We start from the raw sequence: 24055 nt of genomic DNA on the forward strand, positions 1-24055 counted from the left end.
GCATGGAGAGATCGAACGGGTGCATGCGGGCGCTGGAGGCCAGCAGCCAGTAGTCCCCGGGGCCGTGAATGGGGCTCGACGGGTGGGGAGCCGTCCGACCGGCGTCTCCCCAGCGGGTGATCGTCCCGGTCAGGGGCGTTGCGGAATCCCGGCGGAACATCCGGAGCCCGAAGCTGGCCTCGCCATCGAGCCACAGCGTCGTGTCGCGGACCGCCCCATCGGTGTCCAGAATCCTCTCGCGGAAGTCGTACTCGAAGCCACGGTCCCCCCCGATCCAGGCCCGGGCGGTCGACCCGGCAAGGGCGCAGTAGAGAGCCCGTCCCGGAGGCAGGTCGTCGCCGCCGTCGAACAGGGTGTCGGCGTCCCAGGCCAGGAGCCGGCCGTCGAGCGAGGCAGTGATCAGCACTCCGTCTGCGGCCTGCAGCGCCTTGATCGTCGTGGCGTGGGCGCCCCAGCGGCCGAGCTCTTCACCGCTCCGTGCGGCGTACCGGCGCACGGAGCCATCCAGCAGGCCGATGAGGAACGAGTCGTCGTCCAGGAAGTGGCAGGAGGTCGCGGCGTCCTTGTGCTCGAGTTCTTGGACGCTCTCCCAGGTCTCGGTGTCCCAGACGCTGGTCTGTCCCAGGGCGGCGACGTCGTCGGAGTACTGGAGCTTGCCGCCGCAACCCAGCAGCAGGGAGCCGTCGGGGGATAAGGCACACGCCCAGGCAGCTCCTTCGTCGCGATCGAGATACAGGGTGCGGACGATCTCTCCGGCTCCTGCGTCGTACAGGCAAACTTTCGCCCCCTGGCACGCAAGGGCGATCAGGCCGTTAGGCGTGACAGCGCAGTCCCGGACGGTCAAATGTCCGTCGAAGGCGTGCAGCAGCTCCCCGGTCGCGGGGTTGTGGACCATCAGGCCGGACCTCCCGACGGACAACAACTTCCCGTCGGGGAGGAAGCGGCAACGCTGGCCGAAGCCCGAGAAGGTGCCCTGGCACGACGACGTGGCGTTGGCGGCACGCCGGTGAACTTTGATCTGGCCGTTGGCGAGTGCGAGCGCGATCAGTTCCCCATCCGCGGAGACGTCACAGCTCTGGATGCCGTCCGGAAGCCGGACGGTCTTCTCGAGCCGACGCCACGTCCGCGTGTCCCAGGTGACCACGGTGCCGTCGACAGAGCAGGAAATGAGCTTTTCCTCCCCGGGGACGAATGATGCGTCGGTGACCCCGCCGTCGTGGCCTTCGAGCGTCGCGAGCAGTCGGTCGCCCGTCGTTCCAGGCGGGTTGAGTTGCCGCAGCCACGGCCCCGACAGCCCCTCCGCCGCATCGTGCACCGGCCCGGAGGGAGCCCAGTTGGCGGCCTGCTGTCGCGTGAAGCCGGACGTCGACGCGTACCGAGCCAGGTGGTGGCCCTCGCTGCGGACGAACCGCTCGAAGTCGGCCAGCGGCTCGAGCGCCGCTCGCTGCACGGCGGTGTCGAAGTCCGCGATGAGCTCACTGGTGAAGCCGGATGCGGACGCGGCTTCGACGAACGTCAGGTCGCACAGCACGTCGCGCAGCCGCCCGAGCCGGCCCGCGTCCAGCAGGTGATGAGGCAGCTCGGAGATTTTGCGCGGGGATGGTAGCGGCAGGCTGTCGAAGTAGTCGGCCAGCAGTCCGTGCCAATTGGTACCGGAGTACCGATCTCGTGCTGCGGCTCGGAAGCTGTCGTGCAGGAAGTCGTACCGGCCTTGGCGCCTGGCGAGGAACGGCCGGACCTGCCGCAGGCAGACCTGGATTGCGTCCTCCGCTTCCAGCCGCTCGCCCGGCACGATCGACGCCAGCTCGTCGATCGACAGTCCGGTGCGTGCGTGCGCCAGCAGCCCAAACACGTGCCGCACCACGTCCTGCTGTGGGACGTCGGCGTAGGCGGGATCGAACTCCATCCGGCGCAGCGGTTCGTCGAACGCCGTCTGCGGGTCGGTCCCGAAGCGCGATGTGAGCTGCTCCTTCAGTAGCCGGTAGTCGCCGAAGACCCGCAGCTCCGCCAGCACCACCTTGAGGTACAGCGGATTGCCGGCGGACGGCGTGCGGATCAGCCACTCCATCAGCTCTGGTGCCAGCTCCTTGAAGTAGCCGGAGAGGTAGTGGTCCACGATCTCGCGACGCTGAGCGAGGGAGTCGAACGGCGCCAGGTCGTGGAGTATCACGGGGCTCCCAGCGGTCATGCGGCTGTGCAGCTCCGCTCCGCCGGAGGCATCGGTTGCATAGCTCACGACGACCTTGAGCCCAGGCGGAAGGGTCCAGGGCAGCCAGTCGAGGTCGGCCAGGCCACCGTCCAGCCGATCGAGAGCATCCAGGACGACGACCCCACGCACGAGTCCCGGCCACGTGTCGCGTAGCCTCGCGGGTTCCTCTGGCTCCCGACCTGTCGCCTCTCGGACCAGCGACGCCAGAAGCCTGTCGACCGTCGTGGATGCGTCGCTGGCTCCGACGAAGCGTGCCAGGACCGGGTCTTGCCGGTGCTCGAGCCACTTTGCGAGGGCGGTCGTCTTACCGATGCCACCTGGCCCCGTCAGCGCGAACAGACCAGAACCGGCGCCGTCGACATGCGCGTCCAGTGCTGCGTAGGCCGCATCTCGCTCGATCGAGGCATTCCGCGCGCGGGCGAGGAACTGCTCCTGTTGGTCGGTCTCGGCCGTGCCGGCGGCGGCCGTACGGTCGGGATGCACGTGGAGAATCACCCCTTGCAGGTCCGCCAACAGCCGGTCGCCGAAGTTGAACCCGCTCAGCCGGGCGGTATCCGCGTCCCAGCGGGCGGAGTAGGTCCGCGCGTCCTCCCCGGCGCGATCCCTCAAGCGCTGCATCTCACTCTCGTGGCCGTTCGCGTATGTGGAACGCAGCTCCTCGGGGAGGTCGGCCAGGTAATCCGGATCCCGGAGGTAGAAGATGGCCCGCGAGCCTCGTTCGAGTGCGTGCTCGACCTCAATCGCGGTAATCCGCCCAAAACGTTGGCCGAGAAAGCAGACGAAGAGCGGCTCGCAGGCATCGATTGCGCGCAGGCACGTGTCGACGACCTGGACCTCCTCATTGATGCCCCAGCGGAGGTCCACGTCGACGAGGTGCAGGTGATGTTCCTCACACCACTCATACAGTTGCGGCAGTACCCGCTTGACCAGGTAATCGCGCTCGCCGTGCATGTCGTCGAACGTGCTCGAGATGAATAGGCCCACACGCGGCCAGGCCGTGCCTTCGTTCATGGGTTCATCTCCACGTCTTCCTTTCTCGAACGACCGACCCGACGACCGACCGATCCGACAAGACTGCCTGCGCTCGACCACCTCGGTTCGTCGAACGTCGCAGCTGAATGGCCGGTCCTGTGAATGAGCACGATGTGGCCAACGGGAAACCTGGCTGCCAGTGCTAACGCACCGTCGTATTCGCCTGCAATTAGCCCGGCCTTGAGGGGACCAGGGAGAGATCTCCGCTGACTCCGGGAAGCGTGTGCTCTGGTGAACGAGCGGGGGCCGCTCACTGCTTTCACGGCCGCAACCCGCTGTGTCGAAGAGTGCATGGGAAGGCCCGGCTTGTCGAGCAGCGCAACCTCCATCGGGCGCCTTCCGTAGAAGGGGCATGGTGCGAACACGATGCTGCTGGGATGGCGTCACGGAGACGTCAACGATCGCCGCTGAGGCTTCGGGGAGGACGTAACCTCATGCGCAATGCGCTCAGATCAGGTTCGGGGGGGGCTCCCCGGCTGCGCGGCGCCCAACTAAGAAGACGTTGCGGAAGTATGTCCTCGGGCTCTGTCCGCCCACGAGGTATCGGCGCAGGGTGCGGCACATGTCGTCGTCGGCGTCTTCCGCGCCGCCGCGGCTGATCATCAGCGAACTGTGGGCGCTGGTCGAGCCGCTGATCCCACCCGCCCTCCGGCGGTGCACGGCCGCGCCGGCCGGCCACGGACCTCCGATCGGGATGTCCTTGGGGGCATCGCGTTCGTGCTCTCCACCAGCATCGGCTGGGCCAAGCTGCCGACCGAGTTGGGCTACGGCTCGGGTTGGACCTCCTGGCGGCGAATGCACGAGTGGGCCGAGGCAGGTGTCTTCTACTAGTTGCACCGGGCCGTGCTCGATGAGCTCGGCAGCACACGCGAGCTGGACTGGTCGCGCGCCAGCCTCGACAGCATCAGCGCGTGGGCGTCAAGGGGGGTGAGCTGACCGGCCCGAACCTCACCGAGCGGGCCCAACGCGGCAGCAAGTACCACCTGCTCGTCGACGCCACCGGACTACCGTTCAACGTGCTGGCCTCCGGCGTCACCTCGGTCACCTCGGTCACCTCGGTCACCTCCTTCACCTCGGTCATCGCAGGTGGCCGGCGTCAGGCCGTCCTCGCGGTCGGCGATCTTCAGCCAGCGCGGCCGCCTCCAGCCGCATCAGGGCATCCGCCAGACGCCTACGCGCCAGATCGAGCTCCAGTGTGATGTCAACCAGTTGCCGGGACTGGAGCATCGGGTGCTCGACCCCGCGCTCGGCCCCCGGCGGCAGCACTCGGCTCCCCCGTGACTGGGCCACCGCCGGCTCAGCGGTGCACCACTGCGACTCGATGTATGCGGAGGTGAGGACGCACACCACGGCGTCGGCCCACCGCAGCCGCTCATGCAAGCGCTCCGCCCACTGATCACCGACTACGATGTCGTCGGTCAAGTCCTGGTCGAGAATGACCTCTGGTCCTCGTCCCGAAGCCAACGCGGCACCAGTCGCGCGAAAGCGGCGTCCTTGCTCGAGTGGCTGACGAAGACCTCGCCATGGCACCTGCTCGATCTAGAGGTGGTCAGGATGCCGACCTCCGCTCCCTGGCGGGTCGCTTCGGTCTATTGCCTGGCGTGTTCCTGGGCATGGGAACTCGATCCACCGACTGGACCGGGTGGATCGGCTGGCGGTCGTGTGTCGACGCTCGACCGCCACGAGTATTGCCAGCGGCACCTGCCCTCTCCTTCCTGCTCCGCCGATGGTGAATGGGGCGACGCGTTCCGCATGGCTGGGGCGGTCGGTGCCAACGCCTCCGTGGCTGTCCGGAGCGCCTCGGGCCTGCGGGACAGCCAGCGAAGATTGCCCTAGTCGAGGCGACGGTGTCCGTGGGCTCGCGGATGATGCCTCCTGTCTGTTTCAGCCGCGAGGAGCACCCGGTGATCCCGAGGCGTGGATGGCCTACCGGAAAAAGGACCCGAGTTCTCCTGATGGATACTCGTCACGACCACGTTGCATGATGAGCCGGAACCATGAGTCGTCAGCGAATCGCTTTTCCCAGGCCGTAGTGGTGTCGTCGGTCGGCCGCAGTAGGCGCCCCCACCGATATGTGATGGCAGGGGGTGGGTCGAGCTGGCGCGGCTCACCGAACCCGTCGACCTCGATCCTGTCTGGCCGCAGATGGTCGACGATGTAGCTCACTTCTGAACGCATGAAGTCAAATGGTCGCTCGCCGATGATGTAGAGCTGATCCTCTTGGCGTATGTACGCGTCGAGGCGTGCGGTATACGCCTTAGGAGGGTTCACCTCGCGAAGTGTCCGCAGGAGGCTGGCCGTCTCGGCGGCGTCCTCCGCGTTTCCCATCTCCCCCTGGCGCTCAGTGATTCTCGTCATCCTTATCATGGCAGTGCGGCGGCGCTCGTGTGACCGATCGATGATGCCTTCAAACTCAGACTGCGACTCAGTGGACGGCATGAGTCGGTCCAGGAGATCGCTGGCAACCCAGACGGTGGCGTCAACAGTTACGAGGTCCCGAGGGTCGCGCCACCAGTCGGTGTGTGCGCCGGCGACGTCCCGCAGCCATTGCAGGACGCGGTGTACTGCCTTGAGGTCTTCCACATGGAAGTCAAGAGGTGGGTTGTAGGCGAACTTCATCTCCTCGCGATGAGGAAGAAGCAACTCCCATAGTGCCCATACGTGACCAGCCAGGACGGAGCCGAGTTGATCTCGGACGTCAAGTCTCAAACGGGCCTTCTCGCCAGCCGCGCCTATCGGGCTGATGCGCTCGGAGACGCGCTCGACGAGAGGCCATACGTCCTCGTCGATATTCTGGGTTCTGAGCCTGACGGCATTGCGTTCCGTCAAGGCCATCATCGACTCCGGCAATGGTTCTCGGAGCGGCATCTCGGCTCCATCGACAAGTATCGGAATGACTGTGGAATCATGGTCGCGAAGCGCCGCTTCCACCTCAACTCGTACCCAGTCAAGCGGGTTGGAGAGCCGAGTATTGCCCTGCGCGTCGAAATCGTTCCAACGTGGCCCGATCATGACGAGGGTGAAAGCGGCCCGCGTGAGTTCATCTCGAAGCCGTGTCGGGAACTCCTCACCCGGACCGATGGCCTCCGTGTCCACGAACACTACCCCGTCTCCGAATTGGCTCACCAGGATTGCGCGAACAGTGGCAACGGTAGCGGGGACATCGGAACGACGATAAGACACGAAGACGTGGTCCCGCCTCATCTCAACATCCGTTCTCGGGATGACATGGTGCACTGTTTGATACGGGCCATTCCCGTCCACCATGGACGACCAGCGATCGGCAGGAAGTTGACGAAGTCCTCGTCCTGTTGGTGCCACTGGGCGAACACCGGCCCGAGTCGCCATTGAGGCTCCCACCTGGCATTTCGTCTGCGGCCTTGCATGCACGTCCGAGTGCCAACCTTCGAAGGTCGGTGCGAGCTGCAGGCTTGGAGGACTGTGGTGCAGGGAGGTGCGGCTCTCCGGTGAGCTTGTTGGTGGTGGTTTATCCAGTCCTCCGTCACGCTAGAGCTGCGGCGGGAGCACGCTCGCCCATGTAAACAGGGGGACGACAGGGCTGCCCGCTGCGCCTCCGCCGGCACGCAGTGATACATGGTGGACAGGCGCCGTCACGATGCCGTCAACGCGGAGGCGATGAGGGCCAGCTCCCTTGGACCGCCGATCGAGCGGTCGACCACCAACGGTGCAGGAAGCCGCAGATTGTGACAAGAGAGTGCCGGGGTGCACCACCGGCCACACGCGCGCAGCGCCCGGGTAGCGGTGACGTGTTTCTCGGCGGAGATGGCCTGATGCCGCGCCCAGATCCGTTCCTGGTCGGCCACCGGCCGCCCGTCGCTGAGCGCCCGCACCCGGGTTAGGTCGGCGGTGATCTCGACCGGCGGCCGATCACCGGCGGAGGCGCCGAATAGTCGTTGCGGTCCAGGCGCACGTAGTGGTCCCGGGCCAGCCGTGTGCTGCTGCGCCAGCCGGTGGCCGGCGTTACCGGCGTGACCGGCGGCAGCAGCAACATTCGCTTGAGGTCGGCGACGATCCGGTCGGTCGGCGCATCCAAGCGCCAGCCGGGGTCGGGTGTTCACCAGCTTATCGAGGCGGCGAGTTGGGCGTTGAAGTCGGTCGGGCCGGTGAAGTCACGGCCGGGCGGGAACGAGCGCTCCAAGTAGTCGTGCGGCCGCTCGACCAGGCCCTTGACCTCGAAATCGGCCGGTCCGCAGATCAGCACCTTGGTCGCCAGCGTGCCGCGGAAGGCCTGGCACTCGGCGGTGAGCTCCGAGCGGCCGCCGCGCCCGCGGCCGACTACGCCCTCGCGCCAGCGGCCGACTGCGCCCTAGCCGTCTCCAACACACACCGCGGCACGCGGCACCGCCCCGAGGCTGGCGAGCAGCTGCCACCAGCCGGCGGATGGGTCCTCTGCGGTGCAGGGGGATGAGCACCACGGCCGCCCAGCGGGAGTAGCCGCAGACCATGGTCAGCACCGGCAGTTGCGTCGCCGGGGGCCTGCCCGTAACTGAACGGCGGGCCGATCGGCGGACACAACAGGTCGCACTGAACGATCGCTTCGGCCACGTAGGTGGGCGGGAGGCGGGATCGGGCGGCAGGTAGATCGGACGCAGCTCGGCTACCCCGTCGCGCAGTACCGTCAGCAAGTGGGTCCAGCCGATCCGCTCGGCGATCACCGTCGCCGGCATGGTCGGGATGCCGGCATCAGCTCCCGGATCCGCGGCTCGGCCCTGTCGACCGCCAATCCGCGACTGGTGCGCTTACACCTTGGTGGCTGGTCGCTGCGCAGCGTCGTCTGCACGGCGTTCCACCAGACGACCAGTACCCGGGCGATCTGCTTGATCGGCATGCCCTCGGCTCGAGCGGCTCGAGGCCGGCGTTGAACGCGGCCAGCCCCGGCTGGTCGGCGGGCAGGTCGGCAAGGACGCCGCCGAGGCCGTCGAGGGTCGTCGAGCCGCTGAGCACCACGCCGCCGTAGCGGACCGGCTCGGCCAGCAGCGCGATCTGCATGCCCATCGAGCCGACCGAGTGGGCGAAGGCGAACTGCGGCACGTCCGGATACTGGGAGGCCAGCAGCGCGCGTGCGCGCCGATGTCGGCCACGAAGCCTTCGACCCCGGCCGCGCCGAAGCTGCCCCGTGGGACGTCCTTGAACACCGACGCTCCGTGGCCACGATTGTCGGCGGCCGACACCACGAACCCGGCCGCGTTCAAGGCCCGGGCGAACCGGTCGTAGCGGGGCCCGTGCTCGGCCAACCCGTGCACCAGCTGGACGATCCCGACGGGCCCGCCCGTGACGTCGTGCCATTGGTACGTGGTGATGGCGAGCCCGTCGGCCGGGGACGGGAAGCTGGCGGTGGTCGGCATGGTCGCATCATCCGAGGGGCGGGCGCTGCTCGCATCCGGCATGTCACAGGTCCTCCGCTCACGAGGACGTCGGAGAGCACGACACGCAGGGCGTCGCCCGCCTTGCCGACGATCTCGCGAGCCACACGTCGACCACTGCGGCCAGCCCGCAGAAGGCGCGGCTCATGCCGGCGGCGTCCAGCAGTTTGGGCGTCGACACCGGCCGCGCGCAGCTTCTCGACTCCGCCTGACCCAACATCGGAATGAATGTCGACGAATGATCACGTACTCCTCAGGCCGCCCTGGTCGTCCGTTGTCTGGCCGAAGGCGGTGACCCCGACCTCGACACGGTGGGGGGAGGACGGCGCCATCCGCGGCCCGGCGGACGACGGGCGGGTGGCGTTGGTGGCCCAGGACGACATCGCCCCCGCCGTCGCGATGCTGCGCGAGCCCACCGCGCTTGCCAGCTGCACGTACGACCTGACCGGGCCGGAGGAGCTGGCGCTGGCCGAGGTCGCGGCCGAGGTCGCGGCCGTGCTCAGCGCCGTTACCGGCCGGACGGTTCTCTACCTGCCGGCGACCGTCGAGGAGGCGTTGGCCTCGCGCGCGTCCTACGGTGCGTCGGACTGGCAGGTCGAGGCATGGGAGTCGAGGGCGCAACCAAGACCGGGCAGTCCCGCGTCGTCGACCTGGACGCCGGCACGGTCGCGGCCCTACGCGCCTGCCTCGCGGTCCGCGGGTCGGTTGCCCTGGACCTCGTTCGAGACACCGCCCTGGTGCTCGGCAGCCTGGACGGCAACCACCGTCACCCCGAGCGGTTCTCCCGGCTGTTCGTCGAACACGAGCTCCAGGCACTGAGGGCGGTGGTGGAGGAGCTGCCGATCATCCGGCTGCATGATCTCCGGCACACCCACGCGACCCTGCTGCTCGCCGCCGGCGAGTCGGTCAAGGTCCTCTCCGAACGGCTCGGGCACGCCAGCGCAACGATGACGCTCACCGTCTACCAGCACGTGCACCCCGGCATGGGCCGGGAAGCCGCGGCCAGCTTCGCCGCGCTCCTCGACGGCTGAGCAGGCACGAATCCAACGCGAAGTATCACGGCGGTATCACGAGGCCCTTCTGGGCCCTGGAACGAGAACACCCCGGGTTCCTGACCTGCAGGAACACCGGGGTGGGTGTGTGTCCGAGGGGGGACTTGAACCCCCACGCCCGATAAAGGGCACTAGCACCTCAAGCTAGCGCGTCTGCCATTCCGCCACCCGGACGAGGTGGACGCCCTCCGTGGAGGGGCCGGGGAAGAGCATAACCGAGGCTCCCATCGGCCCGGCAGAGCCCCCGGTGGCAGGATCGTCAGCATGTCGGAGACGAACCCCACGCCGCTCGCCGGTGCCCAGGCCGAGGTCGCGGAGCTGCTCTCCGACCTCATCCGGATCGACACCACGAACACCGGCGACACCGCCACCAGCGCGGGGGAGCGGAAGGCCGCCGAGTGGGTCGCGGCCAAGCTCGACGAGGTCGGCATCGACAGCGTCATCCACGAGTCCGAGCCCGGCCGGGCCAGCCTGGTCGCCCGGGTCGAGGGCACCAACCGCGACCGGCCCGCCCTGCTGGTGCACGGCCACCTGGACGTCGTCCCGGCCGACCCCACCGAGTGGAGCGTCCACCCGTTCAGCGGTGAGGAGCGCGACGGCTACGTGTGGGGCCGTGGCGCGGTCGACATGAAGGACATGGACGCGATGACCCTGGCGCTGGTCCGCGACTGGGCCCGCACCGGCGTCAAGCCCGACCGCGACATCGTGCTGGCCTTCGTCGCCGACGAGGAGGCCGGCGGCCGCAAGGGCGCGCACTACATGGTCGACCACCACGCCGATCTCTTCGAGGGCTGCACCGAGGCGATCAGCGAAGTCGGCGGCTTCAGCATCACCGTCCGCGACGACCTGCGCCTCTACCTGGTGCAGACCGCGGAGAAGGGCTTGGCCTGGCTGAAGCTCACCGCCGGCGGCAGGCCCGGCCACGGCTCCTTCGTCCACGACGACAACGCCGTCACCCGGCTGGCGCAGGCCGTCTCCCGGATCGGCTCGACCCGGCTGCCCACCGTGCTCACCCCGCCGATGCGCCAGTTCCTGGACGAGGTCAGCGACGCCTACGGCATGGACATCGACCCCGACTCCCCGGAGGAGGCGCTCGCGAAGCTGGGCAGCATCAGCCGGATGATCGGCGCGGCGCTGCGCAACACCGCGAACCCCACGATGCTCGACGCCGGCTACAAGACCAACGTCATCCCCGGCACCGCCAGCGCGACCATCGACGGCCGCTTCCTCTACGGGCAGGAGGCGGAGTTCGAGGAGCAGCTCGACGAGCTGATCGGCGAGGGCGTCACGCGGGAGTGGCTGGTCCACGACCAGGCCGTCGAGACGACGTTCGACGGGCCGACCGTCGACCTGATGGTCGCAGCCCTCAAGGCCGAGGACGCCGGCGCCCGCCCGGTCCCGTTCACCATGAGCGGCGGCACCGACGCCAAGAGCTTCGAGACCCTGGGCATGCGCTGCTTCGGATTCTCCCCGCTCAAGCTGCCCGCCGACCTGGACTTCGCCTCGCTGTTCCACGGCATCGACGAGCGGATCGCGGTCGACTCGCTGCACTTCGGCATCCGGGTGCTGGACCGGTTCCTCCGCCAGGCGTGATGTGATGCCCGGGTGACTCCGAACCCGGGCAGCGTCGCCCTGATCACCGGCGGGACCGGCGGCTTCGGTCGCGCCCTCGCCACCCTGCTGCGCGAGCGGGAGGTGACCGTCGTCCTCGCCGACCTCGACAGCGAGGCCAACCGGCAGACCGCCGAGGGCCTCGGCGTCTCCTTCGTCGGCCTCGACGTCACCGACCGGGCCGCCAACGCCGCCGTCGTTGCCTCGGTCGAGGCCGAGCACGGCCGGTTGGACGCGGCGTTCCTCAACGCCGGCATCGCCGGCAACAGCCGCGACGCCCTGGACGTCGACGAGTTCCTGCACGTCGTCGACGTCGACCTGTTCGGCGTGGTCTACGGCACCGAGGCGGCGCTGCCGGCCCTCCGCCGTGCCGGTGGCGGCTCGATCGTGGTGACGGCGTCGCTGGCCGGGCTCGCCCCGGTCGCCACCGACCCCGGCTACAGCGTGGCCAAGGGCGGCGCGATCGCCTTCGTCCGGTCGCTGGCACCACGGCTGGTCGGCGACGGGATCACCATGTCCGCGATCTGCCCCGGTTTCGCCGACACCGCGATCATCGACCCGCTGCGGGACGAGTTCGCTGCCGCGGACTTCCCGGTGCTCTCCGCCGACGAGGTCGCCCAGGCCATGCTGGCCGCCTGGGCCGGTGCCGAGCCGGGCGCCGCCTACGTCGTCCAGCCCGGGGTCGGGGCGATCCCGTACAAGTTCAAGGGCGTCCCCGCGGCCCGGACGGCGAGCGGCGAGACCGCCGCCGTCCCGCAGGCGCTGCTGCCACCGTCGATGCGCTGAGGGGCGGGTGACCCCGGTCACCGGTGCTCTGGCAGGGTCGGGCCATGCGTGCATGGCGAGTCCACTCCCTCGGTGACCCGGCCGAGGTCATGTCCCTCGACGAGGTCGACCAGCCGACGCCGGGCGACGGCCAGCTGCTGGTCCGGGTGCGGGCGGCGGGGCTGAACTTCCCCGACGTGCTGATGACCCTGGGCCAGTACCAGGAGCGCCCGCCGCTGCCGTTCACCCCGGGCGTCGAGCTGTGCGGCGAGGTCGTCGGGACCGGCCAGCGGGTGCTCGGCTCACCGTCCGGCGGGCCCGGCGGGTTCGCCGAGTACGCGCTGATGGACGCCGCCGCGGCGTTCCCGGTGCCCGATGGGATGTCGGACGAGCAGGCGGCCGCGCTGCACCTGACCTACCAGACCGGCTACGTCGGGCTGCACCGTCGCGCCGCCCTGCAGGCCGGGGAGTGGCTGTTGGTGCACGCCGGCGCCGGGGGCGTGGGGTCGGCCGCGATCCAGCTCGGCAAGGCCGCCGGCGCGAGGGTCATCGCCACCGCCGGCGGGGAGCGCAAGACCGAGGTCTGCCGGTCCCTCGGGGCCGACCACGTCATCGACTACACCGCGCAGGACTTCGTGCCGTTGGTCAAGGAGATCACCGAGGGCCATGGCGCCGACGTCGTCTACGACCCGGTCGGCGGCGAGGTCTTCGACAAGTCCCGCAAGGTCATCGCCTTCGAGGGCCGGCTGGTCGTCGTCGGGTTCACCAGCGGCACCATCCCGCAGGCACCGGTCAACCACGCGCTGGTGAAGAACTACAGCATCGTCGGGCTGCACTGGGGGCTGTACCGCAAGCACGACCCGGCGCTGTTCGGGCAGGTGCACGAGGAGCTGTGCCGGCTGTTCGCCGACGGCAAGATCGCCCCGCTGATCGGGCAGACGCTGCCGCTGTCGGAGCTGCCGCAGGCGATGGCGGCGATCGCCGACCGCAGTACCGTCGGCAAGGTCGTGCTGACCCCCTAGACCATGGGACGGGGCAGGTAGGACAGCCGCATCCGGCGCCGCATGATCACCTTGCGGGTGCCGTCGGCGTGCAGCTGCAGGCGAGCCAGTTCCCACCCGCCGGTGTCGGACTGCAGGCTCATGAGCTGCGCCGCAGCCGAGCGCGAGGTGCCCGCCGGGATGCGCAGCGGGGCGTACTCGTACTCGGCGGGGGCTGACACCCGCCCGATTGTGCCTGCCGGACGCGCTCCGGTCACGTGGTCGTCACCACGGCGACGTGCGCGGGTGTCATCGGCACGGTCCGAGGGCAGGGTGATCGCAGCAGCAGTCGACCAGGAGGAGCGCGCGATGACCGACCCCGAAGCGACCGACGCCGACCGCCAGGAGCAGCAGCAGCCGGCGACGCCGCCGGTGCCCGAGCTGGCCGACGAGGTCGCCCCACCGGCCGACGACGTCCCCGAGGCCGACGGCATCGAGCAGCAGCTGTCGGCGGTCCCGGGCAGCGCCGGCGGCCGGCGAGACGCCGATCCGGAGGCCGACGAGTACGACGTCCTCGAGCAGCAGGCCGCGGTGCCCGCTGACGAGGACGACGTCCGGGACTGACGAGCCGGTTCAGCCCGCAGCCGGCCCGGCGATCTCCCACACGTTGCCGGCCGGGTCGGCGAATGCCGCGGTGCGTGGCCCCCAGGGCCGGTCCACCGGACCGTTCAGCAGGACGACGCCACGACGGGTGAGCTCGGCGGCGGTGGCGTCGACGTCGGCGACGCGGGTGGTGAGCAGCGCCCGGGCACCCCGGCCCGGACCGCCGACGGGCGCCGGCGTCACCAGCTCGTGGGCCTGCTCGACCTGCAGCAGGTTGACCAGCGTGCTGCCGGTACGGAAGACCGCGGAGTGGGCGTCTTCGAAGTCCAGCGGCAGGCCCAGCACCTCGGCGTAGAACGCTCGGGTCGCAGGCAGGTCCTCGGTGAACAGGGTGACGACGGCCAGCCCCTCGATGAGGGCGCCGGGTGGGGGAGGGGAGTCCATGTCAGGGAGACCGTGCCAGAGCGCCGAGCTCATCGGGGGTCGATGAGCTGCAGCTCGCCGGTCGCCCGGCTGCCGACGTAGACCCGACCGGAGCCGGGGTCGACGGCGACCGTGTTCGGCTGCCGGACGGTCGGGAACCGGGCCACCTCGGTGAGCTCGGACCCCGACGTCGACAGCCCCACCACCTCGTTGCTGGCGGTGAGCGTCACCCACAGCACCTGGCTGGTGCCGTCGTGGGCCAGGCCGTAGGGCGTCCCCCCAAGCGGGAGGTCGCCGACCTGCTCCAGCGGGTCGGCGGTGAAGGTGAGGACGGCGTCGCCCCGGGTGTCGGCGACGAGGAACCGGCCGCGGGTGTCGGTGACCAGGTGGGTGGGGCCCTCCCCGGCGTCCACGACGTCCAGCAGTTCCCCGGCCAGGACGTCGTAGCTGGTCAGGGTGGACGACCCGACGTCGACCACGCCCGCGGTGTCGCCGACCACCGCGACGCCACCGGGCTGCTGCTGGCTGGTGAGCGTCTTCGTCACCCGGCCCCCGTCGACGACGCTGAGCGTGCCGCCCTTCTCGTCGCCCACCAGCACCTGCCCACCGGCTCCCCGGGCGGCGTCGTGCGGGTAGCTGCCCACCGGGGTCACCGTGGTCTCCCCGCTGGGCAGGGCAACCTCGACCAGGGCGTTCGCGTCCTCGGCCGGCACCAGCACCGGCCCACCGGGCGCGGCCAGCTGCACGTGCCGCGCGTGCCCGGGCAGCGGGACCTCACGGACGGCCGTCCCGTCGCGGTCGGTGAGCACCAGCCGGTCGGGATCGCGGACGGCGACGGCGAGCAGCCCGGTGACCGGGTCGAAGACCATGCCCTCGGCGGCGGGGTCCAGCGGGACGACCGTCCCGGCCGGGTCGACGGTGAGCGCGGGGGAGTCGGCGGGTTCGGCCGCCTCCAGCGGCGACGGCGCGGCCGCCGGACCGGACGACGAGCAACCGGCCAGCGCCAGGGTCAGGGGCAGCAGGCCGGCGGCGAACCGAGCACCGGGCATGCCGCGATGATCGGCCACGACAGGTCTTCGTGGGCGACCCGCTGTCCGGATGCGTTCGCGGGGATGTCCCGCTCGCAGGAGCCTGACCTGCGTGGACGTCGAGCGGCGCCACGATCGTCTCCGTGCTCACGGGGGCGTCGTCGACGACCCGTACGCGCCTGGCACGACGGCTGCGTCACCGATACAACCGTTATCCCCAACAACGCGCCCGATCCTCCTAGAGGAGAGCACGACCAGCAGCGACGACAGCGGTGTCCCGACCGGCGTCAGCTCCGCCGGCTGACGGCAGGACACCGCCACACGGGACGACGCGTCGACCGGGCGGGGGGCGCTGCGGCTCGCGGGTGGCCGAGCGCCGCAGAGCTCGGCAGACCTCGGCAGCGGGGGAGTGGACGCTCCGACCCTCAGGCGGAACAGTGGCCCGCCGGCGCCCTGAGCGCAGGGTGCCGGCCGCCCGTCAGCGGGAGTAGTACTCCACGACCAGCTGCTCCTCGCACACCACCGGCACCTCGTCGCGCCGCGGCCGGCGGGCCACCACGCAGCGCAGCTGGGCCAGGGAGACCTCCAGGTAGGCCGGCGCCGTGGCGTGCGCGCCGGAGGCGGCCACCTGGAACGGGGCCTTGGCCCTGCTGCGCTCGGCGATCTCCACCACGTCGTAGGGCTGCACCTGGTAGCTGGGCCGGTCGACCCGCTTGCCGTTCACCGTCACGTGCTGGTGGCTGACGGTCTGCCGGGCCTGGTAGATGGTCCGGGCGAACCCGGCGCGCAGCACCGTGGCGTCCAACCGCGACTCCAGCTGGTGGGTGATCAGCTCCTCGCCGGTCTTGCCGCCACTGCGCCGGGCCCGGTCGAACGCCGAGCGCAGCTGCGTCTCGCTGATGTCGTACTGCGCGCGCAGCCGCTGCTTCTCCAGCAGCCGGGTCTTGTAGTCGCTGGTGTTCTTGCGCTTGCGCCCGTGCTCACCGGGCGGGTACGGGCGCCGTTCGAAGTAGCGGACGTCCTTGGGGGTGAGCGGGATGCCCAGCGCGCGACTGCGCCGGACCTTGGGGCGGGAGTTGTTCACACGAGCCTCCGAGTTCGGTTAGGCTCACCTTACCCCGATGACGCGACGTCCCGAACCCGGAGTGCTGCATGACACGAACGCCCCGCCCCGCCGCCGAGGCCCTGCGGCCCACGGTCGCCGAGCGCGCCCGCACCGTCGCCGCGCGCCCCGCCGCGGCGGTCTGCGCCGCCGGCATCGACGGCAGCCGGGTGCTCGGCCACGCCACGACAGCGGACGGTCAGGTCCTGCTCGTGGTGCCCACCGACGGGGAGGTGTGCACCGCCGTGGCGCACAGCGCCGACGGTGACCTCGCCGCGCTGCTGCTGGTCACCGACCACGCGCCGGTGCCGCTCCGCGACCCGGTGCGGGCGCAGGTCTGGCTCTCCGGCTGGCTCACGCCGGTGCCCGAACCCAACGCGCGGGCAGCGGCGGTGGCCTTCGCCGAGGTCGCCCCGGTGGGTGCACTGCTGGACGTCGGCCGGGGGGCGACCCTGCTGTCGCTCGACCTGGCCGAGGTGGTGCTGGGGGAGTGCGGCACGGTCACCGAGGTGCAGCCGGAGGAGTACCTCGCCGCCGCACCGGACCCGCTGGTCGGGCTGGAAGCCGCCGCGCTGCAGCACCTGGACGTCGCCCACCCGGAGGAGCTGGCCCTGCTGCGGACCTGCGTGCCCCGCAGCGGAGCGGCGGACGACGTCGTGCGCCCACTGGGGCTGGACCGGTACGGCTTCCGGCTGCGCATCGAGCAGCGCCGCGGGCATTCCGACGTCCGGGTGCCGTTCGCCGAGCCGGTCAGCGACCCCGACCAGTTGGGCGCCGCGGTGCATGGGCTGATGTGCGCCGCGAGACGCGCCTGCCCAGGGCGCTGACCACGCGGTCAGTGCCCCGGGCAGGTGGGCCAGAGGGGAGGGTGGTCAGCGCACCGAGCGCCGGCCACCGCTGACGCCCTCGGCGACGCCGATGAGCAGCACCGCGGCGACGATCGCCACGATCGCGCCCAGGACGTTCAGCTCGAAGTAGTCCCCGGTGCCGAGGAACTTGGCGACGAAACCGCCGATCAGCGAGCCGACGACGCCCAGCACGAGCGTCATGACGATGCTGAGGTTCTGCCTACCGGGCTTGATGAGGCGCGCGAGCGCGCCGACGATCAGCCCGAACACGAGGAAACCGATGATGCCCATGGGACGACGGTTCCCTCAAGATCAACCGGCCAAACGCGACGCGCGACACGACGGGGTCAGTCGGCCAGCTCGGTGAGCAGCCCGGCCAGCCGGGTGCGCCGGGGCCGGACGTCCACCTCCCGCACCGCCCGGGCCAGCGCCGCGCCGCTGGCGTGCACGATCGACAGGTGCCGCTGCGCGCGGGTCAGCGCGGTGTAGACCAGCGGCCGGGACAGCATCCCGCCCGCCTCCGGGGGCAGCACGACCACCACGCCAGGCCACTCCGAGCCCTGCGCGCGGTGCACCGTGATCGCCCAACCGTGCCGCAGGTCCGACAACGCGGAGCCGGTCACCGTGACCGGCCCGGAGCTGAAGTCGATGTTCAGCGAGCCCTCGCCGGTGCCGGTGACCACGCCGACCTCGCCGTTGGCGAAGCCGATCGGCTCGATGTCCAGGTGGTTGGCGGTGGCCACCACCCGGTCACCGACGTCGAAGCCGAACACCGTGCCGGTGCCCGGGTTCAGCTTCTCCTTGAGCGCCTTGTTCAGCTCGATGGTGCCGGCCGGCCCGCGGTGCACCGGCGTCACCACCTGCACGGTGGCCGGGTCGATGCCCAGCGCCCGCGGGATCGAGTCGGTCACCAGCTGGACCACCCGCTTCGCCGCCTCCGCGCTGCCGGTGGCCGGCACGATGACCACCTCCCGGTCGGGGGACTCGACCTGCACCAGCTCCCCGCCCCGGACGCCGGTGGCCAGCCGGGCGATCGCGCCACCGGCGGCCTGCCGGTGCAGCGTGGTCAGCTCGGTGACCGGCACGGCCCCGGAGTCGATCAGGTCGCCGAGCACGTGCCCCGGGCCGATGGAGGGCAGCTGCGCCGGGTCGCCGACCAGCAGCAGGTGCGTGCCGTCCTTGCACGCCTCCAGCAGCGCGGCGGTCAGCTCGACGTCGAGCATCGAGGCCTCGTCGACCACGACGACGTCGGCGTCCAGCGGCCACTCCTCGTTGCGGGAGAACCCGCCGGTGGTGCCCTGCGCGCCGAGCAGCCGGTGCACCGTCACCGCGGGGTGGTCGGTGAGCTCCTCGAGCCGCTTCGCCGCCCGGCCGGTGGGCGCGGCCAGCGCCACCTCGGTGCCCTTGGCGTGCAGCAGCTGGACCAGCGAGGCGACGGTGCGGCTCTTCCCGGTGCCCGGCCCGCCGGTGAGCAGCGAGACCCCGGCGCCCAGCACCCCGGCGACGGCGGCCTGCTGGGCCGGGTCCAGGCCCTTGGCGACCGACCGCACCGAGGCCGGGTCGGCGATCCGCCCGCTGGTGGCCACCAACCGGTGCACGTTCTCCGCGACGGCCTCCTCGGCCATCCCGTACCGGGCCAGCGACAGCGTGCGCAGCGCCGGGTCAGGCTCCGGGAGCTCGGCGTCGGGGTCGTCCTCGTCGGGCTCGACGAACGGCGGCTCGTGGTCCAGCACGTCACCGCCCTCGACGGCGGCCACGATCGCCGCCGCCGGGTCGGCGATGCCCTCTGCGCGCAGCGCCGCCACCACCAGGTCCACCGGCAGCACGGTGTGCCCGTCCCGGGTGGCCGTGCGCAGGGTCAGCCCGACGACGGCCCGGCCCCGGCGGGTGTCCTGCCGGTCGGCGCCGGGGAGCACGTTGACCGCCAGCCGGTCGGCGTCGGCCAGCGTCACCCCGGTCAGCCCCAGCAGCGCCCACGGGTCGTCGCGCAGCCGGCGGGCGGCGTCCGGGCCGAGCGCGTCGGCCGAGTTGGCGGCCAGCCGGGCGTTCAGCCCCGCGGCCACCAGCAGCTCGACGACGTCGTAGGTCGGCTGCGCGGCCAGGAAGGAGCTGAACAACCGCTCGGCGCGCTGCCGGCCCACCCGTGGCAGCTTCTGCAGCCGGTCGGCGGAGACGTCGTCGGGGGTGGTGATCCCGGCGGCGGGCAGGTCGGCCGCCGTCCGCTTGCCGAGCCCCGGCCAGAGACCGGCGGTGCAGAAGGCGGCAAAGACGAGGTCGGGGGTGGGGCTGGTCACTGGCGTGCTCACGGTCACTGCTCCGGACGGCGTTCGGGATAGGAGGAGGGCGGGGAGGAGACGTCGTCCAGGGCGGTGACGATCGCCGGTGGCAGCCGCACGCCGTCGGCGTCCAGCGCGGCCTGCAGCTGCTGGGCGGTGCGGGCACCGACGATCGGCGCGACGACGCCGGGGCGGGCGTGCAGCCAGGCCAGCGCCACCCCCAGCGGCGTCGTCCCCAGGCCGTCGGCGGCGGTGATCACGGCCTCCACCACCCGGTCGGCGGTGGCCGAGCGCAGCTGGTCGATGAACCCCTGCCACTGTGGCGAGGCGCCCCGGGAGTCGGCGGGGGTGCTGTGCCGGTACTTGCCGGTGAGCAGGCCGCGGCCGAGCGGCGACCACGGCAGCAGCCCCAGGCCCAGGGCCTCGGCGGCCGGCACCACCTCCCGCTCGACGCCCCGCTGCAGCAGCGAGTACTCGACCTGGGTGCTGACGATCGGGGTGCGGCCAGGCCAGGCCCGCTGCCAGGTGGCGGCGTGGGCGGTCTGCCAGCCGGAGAAGTTGCTGATCCCCACGTACCGGGCGCGACCGGAGCTCACGGCCTGGTCGCAGGCGGCCAGCGTCTCCTCCAGCGGGGTGGCGTCGTCCCAGGCGTGCAGCTGCCACAGGTCCACGTGGTCCAGCCCGAGCCGCTCCAGCGAGGCGTCCAGCGCGGCCAGCAGGTGGCCCCGGGAGGCGCCGCGGCCCATCGGTCCCGGTGCCGTCCGGCCGACCGCCTTGGTGGCGACCAGCACGTGGTCGCGGGGGACGACGTCGGCCAGCAGCCGCCCGAGGGTCCGCTCGCTCTCCCCGTCGGCGTAGACGTCCGCGGTGTCCACCAGCGTGCCGCCGGCGTCGACGAAGGCGGTGAGCTGCAGAGCGGCCTCGTCCTCGTCGGTGTCCCGGCCCCAGGTCATGGTGCCCAGGCCGAGCCGCGAGACGACCAGGCCGCTGCGCCCGAGCGCCCGCTGTTCCACGACTGCCCAACCTACCGTCGCACCGATCGTGACCACGGCAACGCAGGGTGCTCCCGGGCGTCGCCGGGCCGCGCCCAGGTCGCAGCTCTAGGGTGCCTGCCGTGCAGCCGACCCCCTCGTGCCCCGATTCCCCGCCGACGATGCGGCCGGTGGCCTGACCGTGGGGTGGTTCGAAGCCGTCGTCCTCGGCCTGGTCCAGGGCCTCACCGAGTTCCTGCCGATCTCCTCCAGCGCCCACCTGCGGATCGTCGGGTCGGCCTTCGGCTGGGAGGACCCGGGCGCGGCGTTCACCGCGATCACCCAGATCGGCACCGAGTGCGCCGTCCTCCTCTACTACCGCAAGAAGATCGGCCGGATCATCGGCACCTGGCTGCGGGCGCTGCGGGACCCGGCGCTGCGCAGCGACCCGGACGCCCGGATGGGCTGGCTGATCATCATCGGCAGCGTCCCGATCGTCGTCCTCGGGCTGCTGTTCCAGGACCAGATCGAGTCGACCTTCCGCGACCTGCGGATCATCGCCATCGCGCTGGTGGTGTTCTCCCTCGTCCTGTTCTGGGCCGACCGGGTCGGTGGCACCCGCCGCGAGCTGCCGGACCTGACGGTCAAGCACGGCCTGGTGTTCGGCCTCGCGCAGGCGATGGCGCTGATCCCCGGCGTCTCCCGGTCCGGCGGCACGATCACCGCCGGCCGGTTCCTCGGCTACTCGCGGTCGGCCGCCGCCGACTACTCCTTCCTGCTCGCCATCCCCGCGGTGCTCGGGTCCGGCTTCTTCCAGACCTACGAGTCGCTGGACGGCGGGGTGGAGTGGGGACCGACGATCCTGGCCACCGTCATCGCCTTCGCCGTCGGCCTGGTGGTCATCTCCTGGCTGCTGCGCTACCTCACCCGGGGCAGCTTCACGCCGTTCGTCGTCTACCGGGTGGTGCTCGGCCTGGCGCTGCTCGCACTGGTCGGGGCCGGCGTGCTCGACCCCACCTGATCAGCGGCCGCATACGCTCGCCCGCGTGACCACCGTCATCCTGCTCAGGCACGGCCGGACGACGGCCAACACCGCCGGCGTGCTCGCCGGCTGGACCCCAGGGGTCCAGCTGGACGACGCCGGGCAGGCGCAGGTGCAGGCGGTGGCCCAGCGGCTGGCCGGCGTGCCGCTGGCCGCCGTGGTCAGCAGCCCGCTGGAGCGCTGCCAGCAGACCGCCGGCGCCGTGGTCGCCGACCGCGACCTGGAGCTGCAGACCGACGACCGGCTCGGCGAGGCGAGGTACGGCGACTGGACCGGCCGGCCGATCAAGGAGCTGGCCAAGGAGCCGCTGTGGAAGGTCGTGCAGCAGCACCCCTCCGCGGCGGTCTTCCCCGGACCCGAGGGGGAGGGGCTGGCGCAGACCCAGGCCCGCGCGGTCGCCGCCGTCCGGCAGTGGAACGCGCAGCTGGGCCCGGACGCCGTCTGGCTGGCCTGCAGCCACGGTGACGTGATCAAGGCCGTGCTCGCCGACGCCTTCGGGATGCACCTGGACTCCTTCCAGCGGATCGTCGTCGACCCGGCGTCGATCTCGGTCGTCAGCTACACCGACACCCGGCCGTTCGTGGTCCGGGTGAACGACACCGGCGGGGACGTCGCCGCGCTCATCCCGCCGAAGAAGAAGCGCGGACGCCGCAAACCGACCTCCGACGCCGTCGTCGGCGGCGGCGCGGGCACCGGCGCCGCGTAACCTGATCTCGTGCCACGTCAGGTCTTCCTCTTCGACCGTCCCAGCCGCTTCGTCGCCGGCACGGTGGGCCAGCCCGGCGACCGCACCTTCTACCTGCAGGCCTCCGACGAGGCCGGCCGCACGATCAGCGTGGCGCTGGAGAAGTCCCAGGTGCAGGTGCTCGCCGACCGGATGAGCGAGCTGCTCGACGAGGTCGCCAACCGCGCCTCCGTCGTCGTCCCGCCCGAGACCGACGTCGACGACCTCGAGCCGCTGACCGCGCCGGTCGACGAGGAGTTCCGGGTCGCCGCGATGGGCCTGGCCTGGGACGGCGAGGCCGACGCCGTCGTCGTCGAGGCCGTCGCCGCCGGTGAGGAGCCCATCGAGGAGGACGCGATCCTCTCCGACAGCGACGAGGGCCCGGATGCGCTGCGGGTGACCATCACCCCCGTCGCGGCCCGGGCGTTCGTGGCCCGCGCCCGCCGGGTGATCGCCGCCGGCCGGCCCGCCTGCCCGCTGTGCTCCATGCCGCTCGACCCTGCCGGTCACGTCTGCCCGCGGCAGAACGGCTACCGCCGCTGAGCCGGCGGGGCAGACCATGAGCGCCTCCGAGCCCGGACCGCAGCCCGACGACGAACTCCTCGACGACGACCTGTACGAGGACGACGACGTCCGCGAGCTGGACGTGACCGCCCTCGACCACGGTGACCGTCGTGCCCCGGCGGGCCGGGCGGAGATCGACACGCTGCTGCGCGAGGGCGAGCTGGACATGGAGGGCCGGCTGCTCGACGCCAGCAACGTGACGCTGGTCGGCGCCATCCGCACCGAGACGCTGGCCGCGACCTGCGTCTACAAGCCGGTGGCGGGGGAGCGGCCGCTGTGGGACTTCCCCGACGGCACGCTGGCCGGCCGGGAGATCAGCGCCCACCTGGTGTCGGAGGCGACCGGCTGGGCGGTCGTGCCGCCGACGGTGCTCCGCGATGGGCCGTTCGGGCGCGGCATGGTGCAGCTGTGGATGGACGCCGACCCGGACGTGGACCTGGCCGAGTTCGTCCGCCGCGACGACCCGGGGCTGCGCCAGATGGCCGTGTTCGACGCGGTGGTCAACAACGCCGACCGCAAGGGCGGCCACATCATCCCGATGACCGACGGCCACGTGTACGGCGTCGACCACGGGATCTGCTTCTCCGTCGACCCGAAGCTGCGCACCCTGCTGTGGCGCTGGGCGGGCCGCCCGCTGCTGCTGGAGCACCTGGCCGTGCTCGAGCGGCTGGCCGAGGACCTGCGGGGCGAGCTGGGGGAGCAGCTGCACGAGCACCTCACCCGCCGGGAGGTGCGGCGCACCCAGCAGCGCGTCGCCGACCTGCTGCGCACCCAGCTGCACCCGCAGCCCAGCGGCGACTGGCCCGCGCTGCCCTGGCCGCCCTTCTGAGGCGGTTGCCCCGGGATCAGGCCGGCTGATCATCCGTGCTCCTGGCTCACGGTGTGCCGCGAGCCAGGAGCACGCGCGGTGAGCCAGGACGGCGGTTCGGCGCACACGTGGCGGGCTGCCCCGAGCACAGGGGTGCGATGCGGAACCGGGCGTTGCTGGCGGCCGACGTCTGCTGACAGGGTGGCGCCGTGACGCACCGCAGCCGGCTGGCCATCCTGCTGCTCGACCTGCCCCCGGAGCACCATGACGCCGGCCGCGGGTTCTGGTCCGCAGCCACCGGTCACCCCGTGGCGGCCGACGCCTCGGACGAGGACTGGAGCTCGCTGGGCACCTTCGCCGACGGGTTCCACCTGGAGGTGCAGCGCACCGGTGCCGGCACCCCACCGCGGTGGCACGTCGACATCGAGACCGACGACGTCGAGGCGGAGGTGGCCCGGTTGGAGGGGCTGGGCGCGCGCCGGCTGGCCGACATGGGCCGGTTCTGGCAGATGACCGACCCGGCCGGGCTGGTGTTCTGCGTCGTCGGCGTGCAGACCGGCGACGAGTTCGACCGCCACGCCACCACGTGGCCCTGACGGCCCTCCTGCAGGGGCCCGCGCCGAGCCTGCGAGG

The 24055-nt window shown here is 71.4% G+C and carries 22 protein-coding genes, 1 tRNA gene and 2 pseudogenes; 12 read left to right on the plus strand and 13 right to left on the minus strand.

Features of this window, described 5'->3' with window-relative positions; all coding sequences use genetic code 11:
• A partial coding sequence (locus tag FHL79_RS06225; RefSeq protein ID WP_171058049.1) for a DUF4062 domain-containing protein occupies positions 1-3220 on the minus strand: 3220 nt, incomplete at its 3' end.
• A 583-nt stretch (positions 3221-3803) separates the two neighbouring features.
• Here FHL79_RS06225 and FHL79_RS06230 point away from each other — a divergent pair.
• Positions 3804-4272 (plus strand): annotated as a pseudogene (locus FHL79_RS06230) (transposase); the annotation flags it as partial.
• 46 nt (positions 4273-4318) lie between these two features.
• Here the strand turns inward: FHL79_RS06230 and FHL79_RS26410 are convergent.
• From FHL79_RS26410 to FHL79_RS26415, 4 genes and pseudogenes are all read right to left on the minus strand, one after another.
• Positions 4319-4771, minus strand: a complete 453-nt coding sequence (locus FHL79_RS26410; protein WP_369333682.1) for a toll/interleukin-1 receptor domain-containing protein — start codon at positions 4769-4771, stop codon at positions 4319-4321.
• A 396-nt stretch (positions 4772-5167) separates the two neighbouring features.
• The gene (locus FHL79_RS06240) at positions 5168-6589 is read right to left on the minus strand and encodes a TIR domain-containing protein (RefSeq protein ID WP_138757759.1); all 1422 of its coding nucleotides are present in this window, start codon (positions 6587-6589) and stop codon (positions 5168-5170) included.
• Between the two features lie 395 nt (positions 6590-6984).
• Positions 6985-8090, minus strand: a pseudogene (locus FHL79_RS25710) (Mu transposase domain-containing protein); the annotation flags it as partial.
• Positions 8002-8649 carry an alpha/beta hydrolase gene (locus tag FHL79_RS26415; protein ID WP_138757760.1) on the minus strand — a complete coding sequence of 216 codons (648 nt, stop codon included), beginning with the start codon at positions 8647-8649 and terminating at the stop codon, positions 8002-8004. The gene FHL79_RS26415 and the pseudogene FHL79_RS25710, both read right to left, overlap by 89 nt.
• Before the next feature lie 578 nt (positions 8650-9227).
• On the opposite strand from FHL79_RS26415, the gene FHL79_RS06250 reads away from it, so the two are divergent.
• On the plus strand, positions 9228-9656 hold the full coding sequence (locus FHL79_RS06250; protein WP_138757761.1) for a tyrosine-type recombinase/integrase: 429 nt from the start codon (positions 9228-9230) through the stop codon (positions 9654-9656).
• Positions 9657-9766: 110 nt separating this feature from the next.
• Here FHL79_RS06250 and FHL79_RS06255 read toward each other — a convergent pair.
• Positions 9767-9851 (minus strand) — tRNA-Leu (locus FHL79_RS06255).
• A 90-nt stretch (positions 9852-9941) separates the two neighbouring features.
• Here FHL79_RS06255 and FHL79_RS06260 point away from each other — a divergent pair.
• The 3 genes from FHL79_RS06260 to FHL79_RS06270 are packed head-to-tail and all read left to right on the plus strand — an operon-like array spanning position 9942 to position 13075.
• Positions 9942-11270 carry a M20/M25/M40 family metallo-hydrolase gene (locus FHL79_RS06260; RefSeq protein ID WP_138757762.1) on the plus strand — a complete coding sequence of 443 codons (1329 nt, stop codon included), beginning with the start codon at positions 9942-9944 and terminating at the stop codon, positions 11268-11270.
• A 12-nt stretch (positions 11271-11282) separates the two neighbouring features.
• Complete coding sequence (locus tag FHL79_RS06265; protein ID WP_138757763.1) at positions 11283-12074, plus strand: SDR family oxidoreductase; 792 nt, start codon at positions 11283-11285, stop codon at positions 12072-12074.
• A gap of 44 nt (positions 12075-12118) precedes the next feature.
• A complete protein-coding gene (locus FHL79_RS06270; RefSeq protein WP_138757764.1) occupies positions 12119-13075 on the plus strand; it encodes an NADPH:quinone oxidoreductase family protein in 957 nt (318 codons plus the stop codon).
• Here FHL79_RS06270 and FHL79_RS06275 read toward each other — a convergent pair.
• A complete protein-coding gene (locus FHL79_RS06275; protein ID WP_138757765.1) occupies positions 13072-13275 on the minus strand; it encodes a DUF5703 family protein in 204 nt (67 codons plus the stop codon). The two genes, FHL79_RS06270 and FHL79_RS06275, sit on opposite strands and share 4 nt — an antisense overlap.
• 127 nt (positions 13276-13402) lie before the next feature.
• On the opposite strand from FHL79_RS06275, the gene FHL79_RS06280 reads away from it, so the two are divergent.
• Entirely contained in the window at positions 13403-13657 is a 255-nt protein-coding gene (locus FHL79_RS06280; RefSeq protein ID WP_171058054.1) for a hypothetical protein, read from the plus strand.
• A 9-nt stretch (positions 13658-13666) separates the two neighbouring features.
• Here FHL79_RS06280 and FHL79_RS06285 read toward each other — a convergent pair whose 3' ends face one another.
• From FHL79_RS06285 to rpsD, 3 genes are all read right to left on the minus strand, one after another.
• The gene (locus FHL79_RS06285) at positions 13667-14080 is read right to left on the minus strand and encodes a VOC family protein (protein ID WP_138757767.1); all 414 of its coding nucleotides are present in this window, start codon (positions 14078-14080) and stop codon (positions 13667-13669) included.
• A 29-nt stretch (positions 14081-14109) separates the two neighbouring features.
• A complete protein-coding gene (locus tag FHL79_RS06290) occupies positions 14110-15108 on the minus strand; it encodes a YncE family protein (RefSeq protein WP_138757768.1) in 999 nt (332 codons plus the stop codon).
• Between the two features lie 457 nt (positions 15109-15565).
• Positions 15566-16171: a 30S ribosomal protein S4 gene (rpsD, locus tag FHL79_RS06295; RefSeq protein ID WP_014740598.1), complete on the minus strand. Its 606-nt coding sequence runs from the start codon at positions 16169-16171 to the stop codon at positions 15566-15568.
• A gap of 68 nt (positions 16172-16239) precedes the next feature.
• Between rpsD and FHL79_RS06300 the strand changes: the two genes are divergently transcribed.
• Entirely contained in the window at positions 16240-17016 is a 777-nt protein-coding gene (locus tag FHL79_RS06300; RefSeq protein WP_138757769.1) for a DUF2470 domain-containing protein, read from the plus strand.
• 45 nt (positions 17017-17061) lie between these two features.
• Here FHL79_RS06300 and FHL79_RS06305 read toward each other — a convergent pair whose 3' ends face one another.
• The 3 genes from FHL79_RS06305 to FHL79_RS06315 are packed head-to-tail and all read right to left on the minus strand — an operon-like array spanning position 17062 to position 20326.
• A complete protein-coding gene (locus FHL79_RS06305; protein ID WP_218938350.1) occupies positions 17062-17328 on the minus strand; it encodes a GlsB/YeaQ/YmgE family stress response membrane protein in 267 nt (88 codons plus the stop codon).
• Positions 17329-17384: 56 nt separating this feature from the next.
• Entirely contained in the window at positions 17385-19343 is a 1959-nt protein-coding gene (locus FHL79_RS06310; protein WP_281283855.1) for an AAA family ATPase, read from the minus strand.
• A gap of 2 nt (positions 19344-19345) precedes the next feature.
• Entirely contained in the window at positions 19346-20326 is a 981-nt protein-coding gene (locus FHL79_RS06315; protein WP_138757770.1) for an aldo/keto reductase, read from the minus strand.
• Between the two features lie 118 nt (positions 20327-20444).
• Between FHL79_RS06315 and FHL79_RS06320 the strand changes: the two genes are divergently transcribed.
• The 5 genes from FHL79_RS06320 to FHL79_RS06340 all read left to right on the plus strand — a co-directional run bounded on the left by FHL79_RS06320 (position 20445) and on the right by FHL79_RS06340 (position 24018).
• Positions 20445-21305 (plus strand): undecaprenyl-diphosphate phosphatase, encoded by an 861-nt coding sequence (locus tag FHL79_RS06320; RefSeq protein WP_246080434.1) that lies wholly within the window; start codon positions 20445-20447, stop codon positions 21303-21305.
• Positions 21306-21330: 25 nt separating this feature from the next.
• A complete protein-coding gene (locus FHL79_RS06325) occupies positions 21331-22032 on the plus strand; it encodes a histidine phosphatase family protein (RefSeq protein WP_138757771.1) in 702 nt (233 codons plus the stop codon).
• 9 nt (positions 22033-22041) lie between these two features.
• Complete coding sequence (locus FHL79_RS06330) at positions 22042-22593, plus strand: DUF3090 family protein (protein WP_138757772.1); 552 nt, start codon at positions 22042-22044, stop codon at positions 22591-22593.
• A gap of 16 nt (positions 22594-22609) precedes the next feature.
• Positions 22610-23443 (plus strand): SCO1664 family protein, encoded by an 834-nt coding sequence (locus tag FHL79_RS06335; protein WP_138757773.1) that lies wholly within the window; start codon positions 22610-22612, stop codon positions 23441-23443.
• Positions 23444-23631: 188 nt separating this feature from the next.
• Positions 23632-24018 (plus strand): VOC family protein, encoded by a 387-nt coding sequence (locus FHL79_RS06340; RefSeq protein WP_171058055.1) that lies wholly within the window; start codon positions 23632-23634, stop codon positions 24016-24018.
• The last annotated feature ends 37 nt before the right edge of the window (positions 24019-24055 follow it).

The sequence above is a fragment of the Modestobacter altitudinis genome (assembly GCF_005930475.1).
Lineage (GTDB): Bacteria > Actinomycetota > Actinomycetes > Mycobacteriales > Geodermatophilaceae > Modestobacter > Modestobacter altitudinis.

Bases quoted from the DNA above. Each gene is read 5' to 3' on its own strand.
- FHL79_RS06240 (WP_138757759.1), bottom strand. From the start codon at position 6,589: ATGGCGACTCGGGCCGGTGTTCGCCCAGTGGCACCAACAGGACGAGGA.
- FHL79_RS26415 (WP_138757760.1), bottom strand. From the start codon at position 8,649: ATGCCGGATGCGAGCAGCGCCCGCCCCTCGGATGATGCGACCATGCCG.
- FHL79_RS06250 (WP_138757761.1), top strand. From the start codon at position 9,228: ATGGGAGTCGAGGGCGCAACCAAGACCGGGCAGTCCCGCGTCGTCGAC.
- FHL79_RS06260 (WP_138757762.1), top strand. From the start codon at position 9,942: ATGTCGGAGACGAACCCCACGCCGCTCGCCGGTGCCCAGGCCGAGGTC.
- FHL79_RS06270 (WP_138757764.1), top strand. From the start codon at position 12,119: ATGCGTGCATGGCGAGTCCACTCCCTCGGTGACCCGGCCGAGGTCATG.
- FHL79_RS06280 (WP_171058054.1), top strand. From the start codon at position 13,403: ATGACCGACCCCGAAGCGACCGACGCCGACCGCCAGGAGCAGCAGCAG.
- FHL79_RS06285 (WP_138757767.1), bottom strand. From the start codon at position 14,080: ATGGACTCCCCTCCCCCACCCGGCGCCCTCATCGAGGGGCTGGCCGTC.
- FHL79_RS06290 (WP_138757768.1), bottom strand. From the start codon at position 15,108: ATGCCCGGTGCTCGGTTCGCCGCCGGCCTGCTGCCCCTGACCCTGGCG.
- FHL79_RS06300 (WP_138757769.1), top strand. From the start codon at position 16,240: ATGACACGAACGCCCCGCCCCGCCGCCGAGGCCCTGCGGCCCACGGTC.
- FHL79_RS06305 (WP_218938350.1), bottom strand. From the start codon at position 17,328: ATGGGCATCATCGGTTTCCTCGTGTTCGGGCTGATCGTCGGCGCGCTC.
- FHL79_RS06335 (WP_138757773.1), top strand. From the start codon at position 22,610: ATGAGCGCCTCCGAGCCCGGACCGCAGCCCGACGACGAACTCCTCGAC.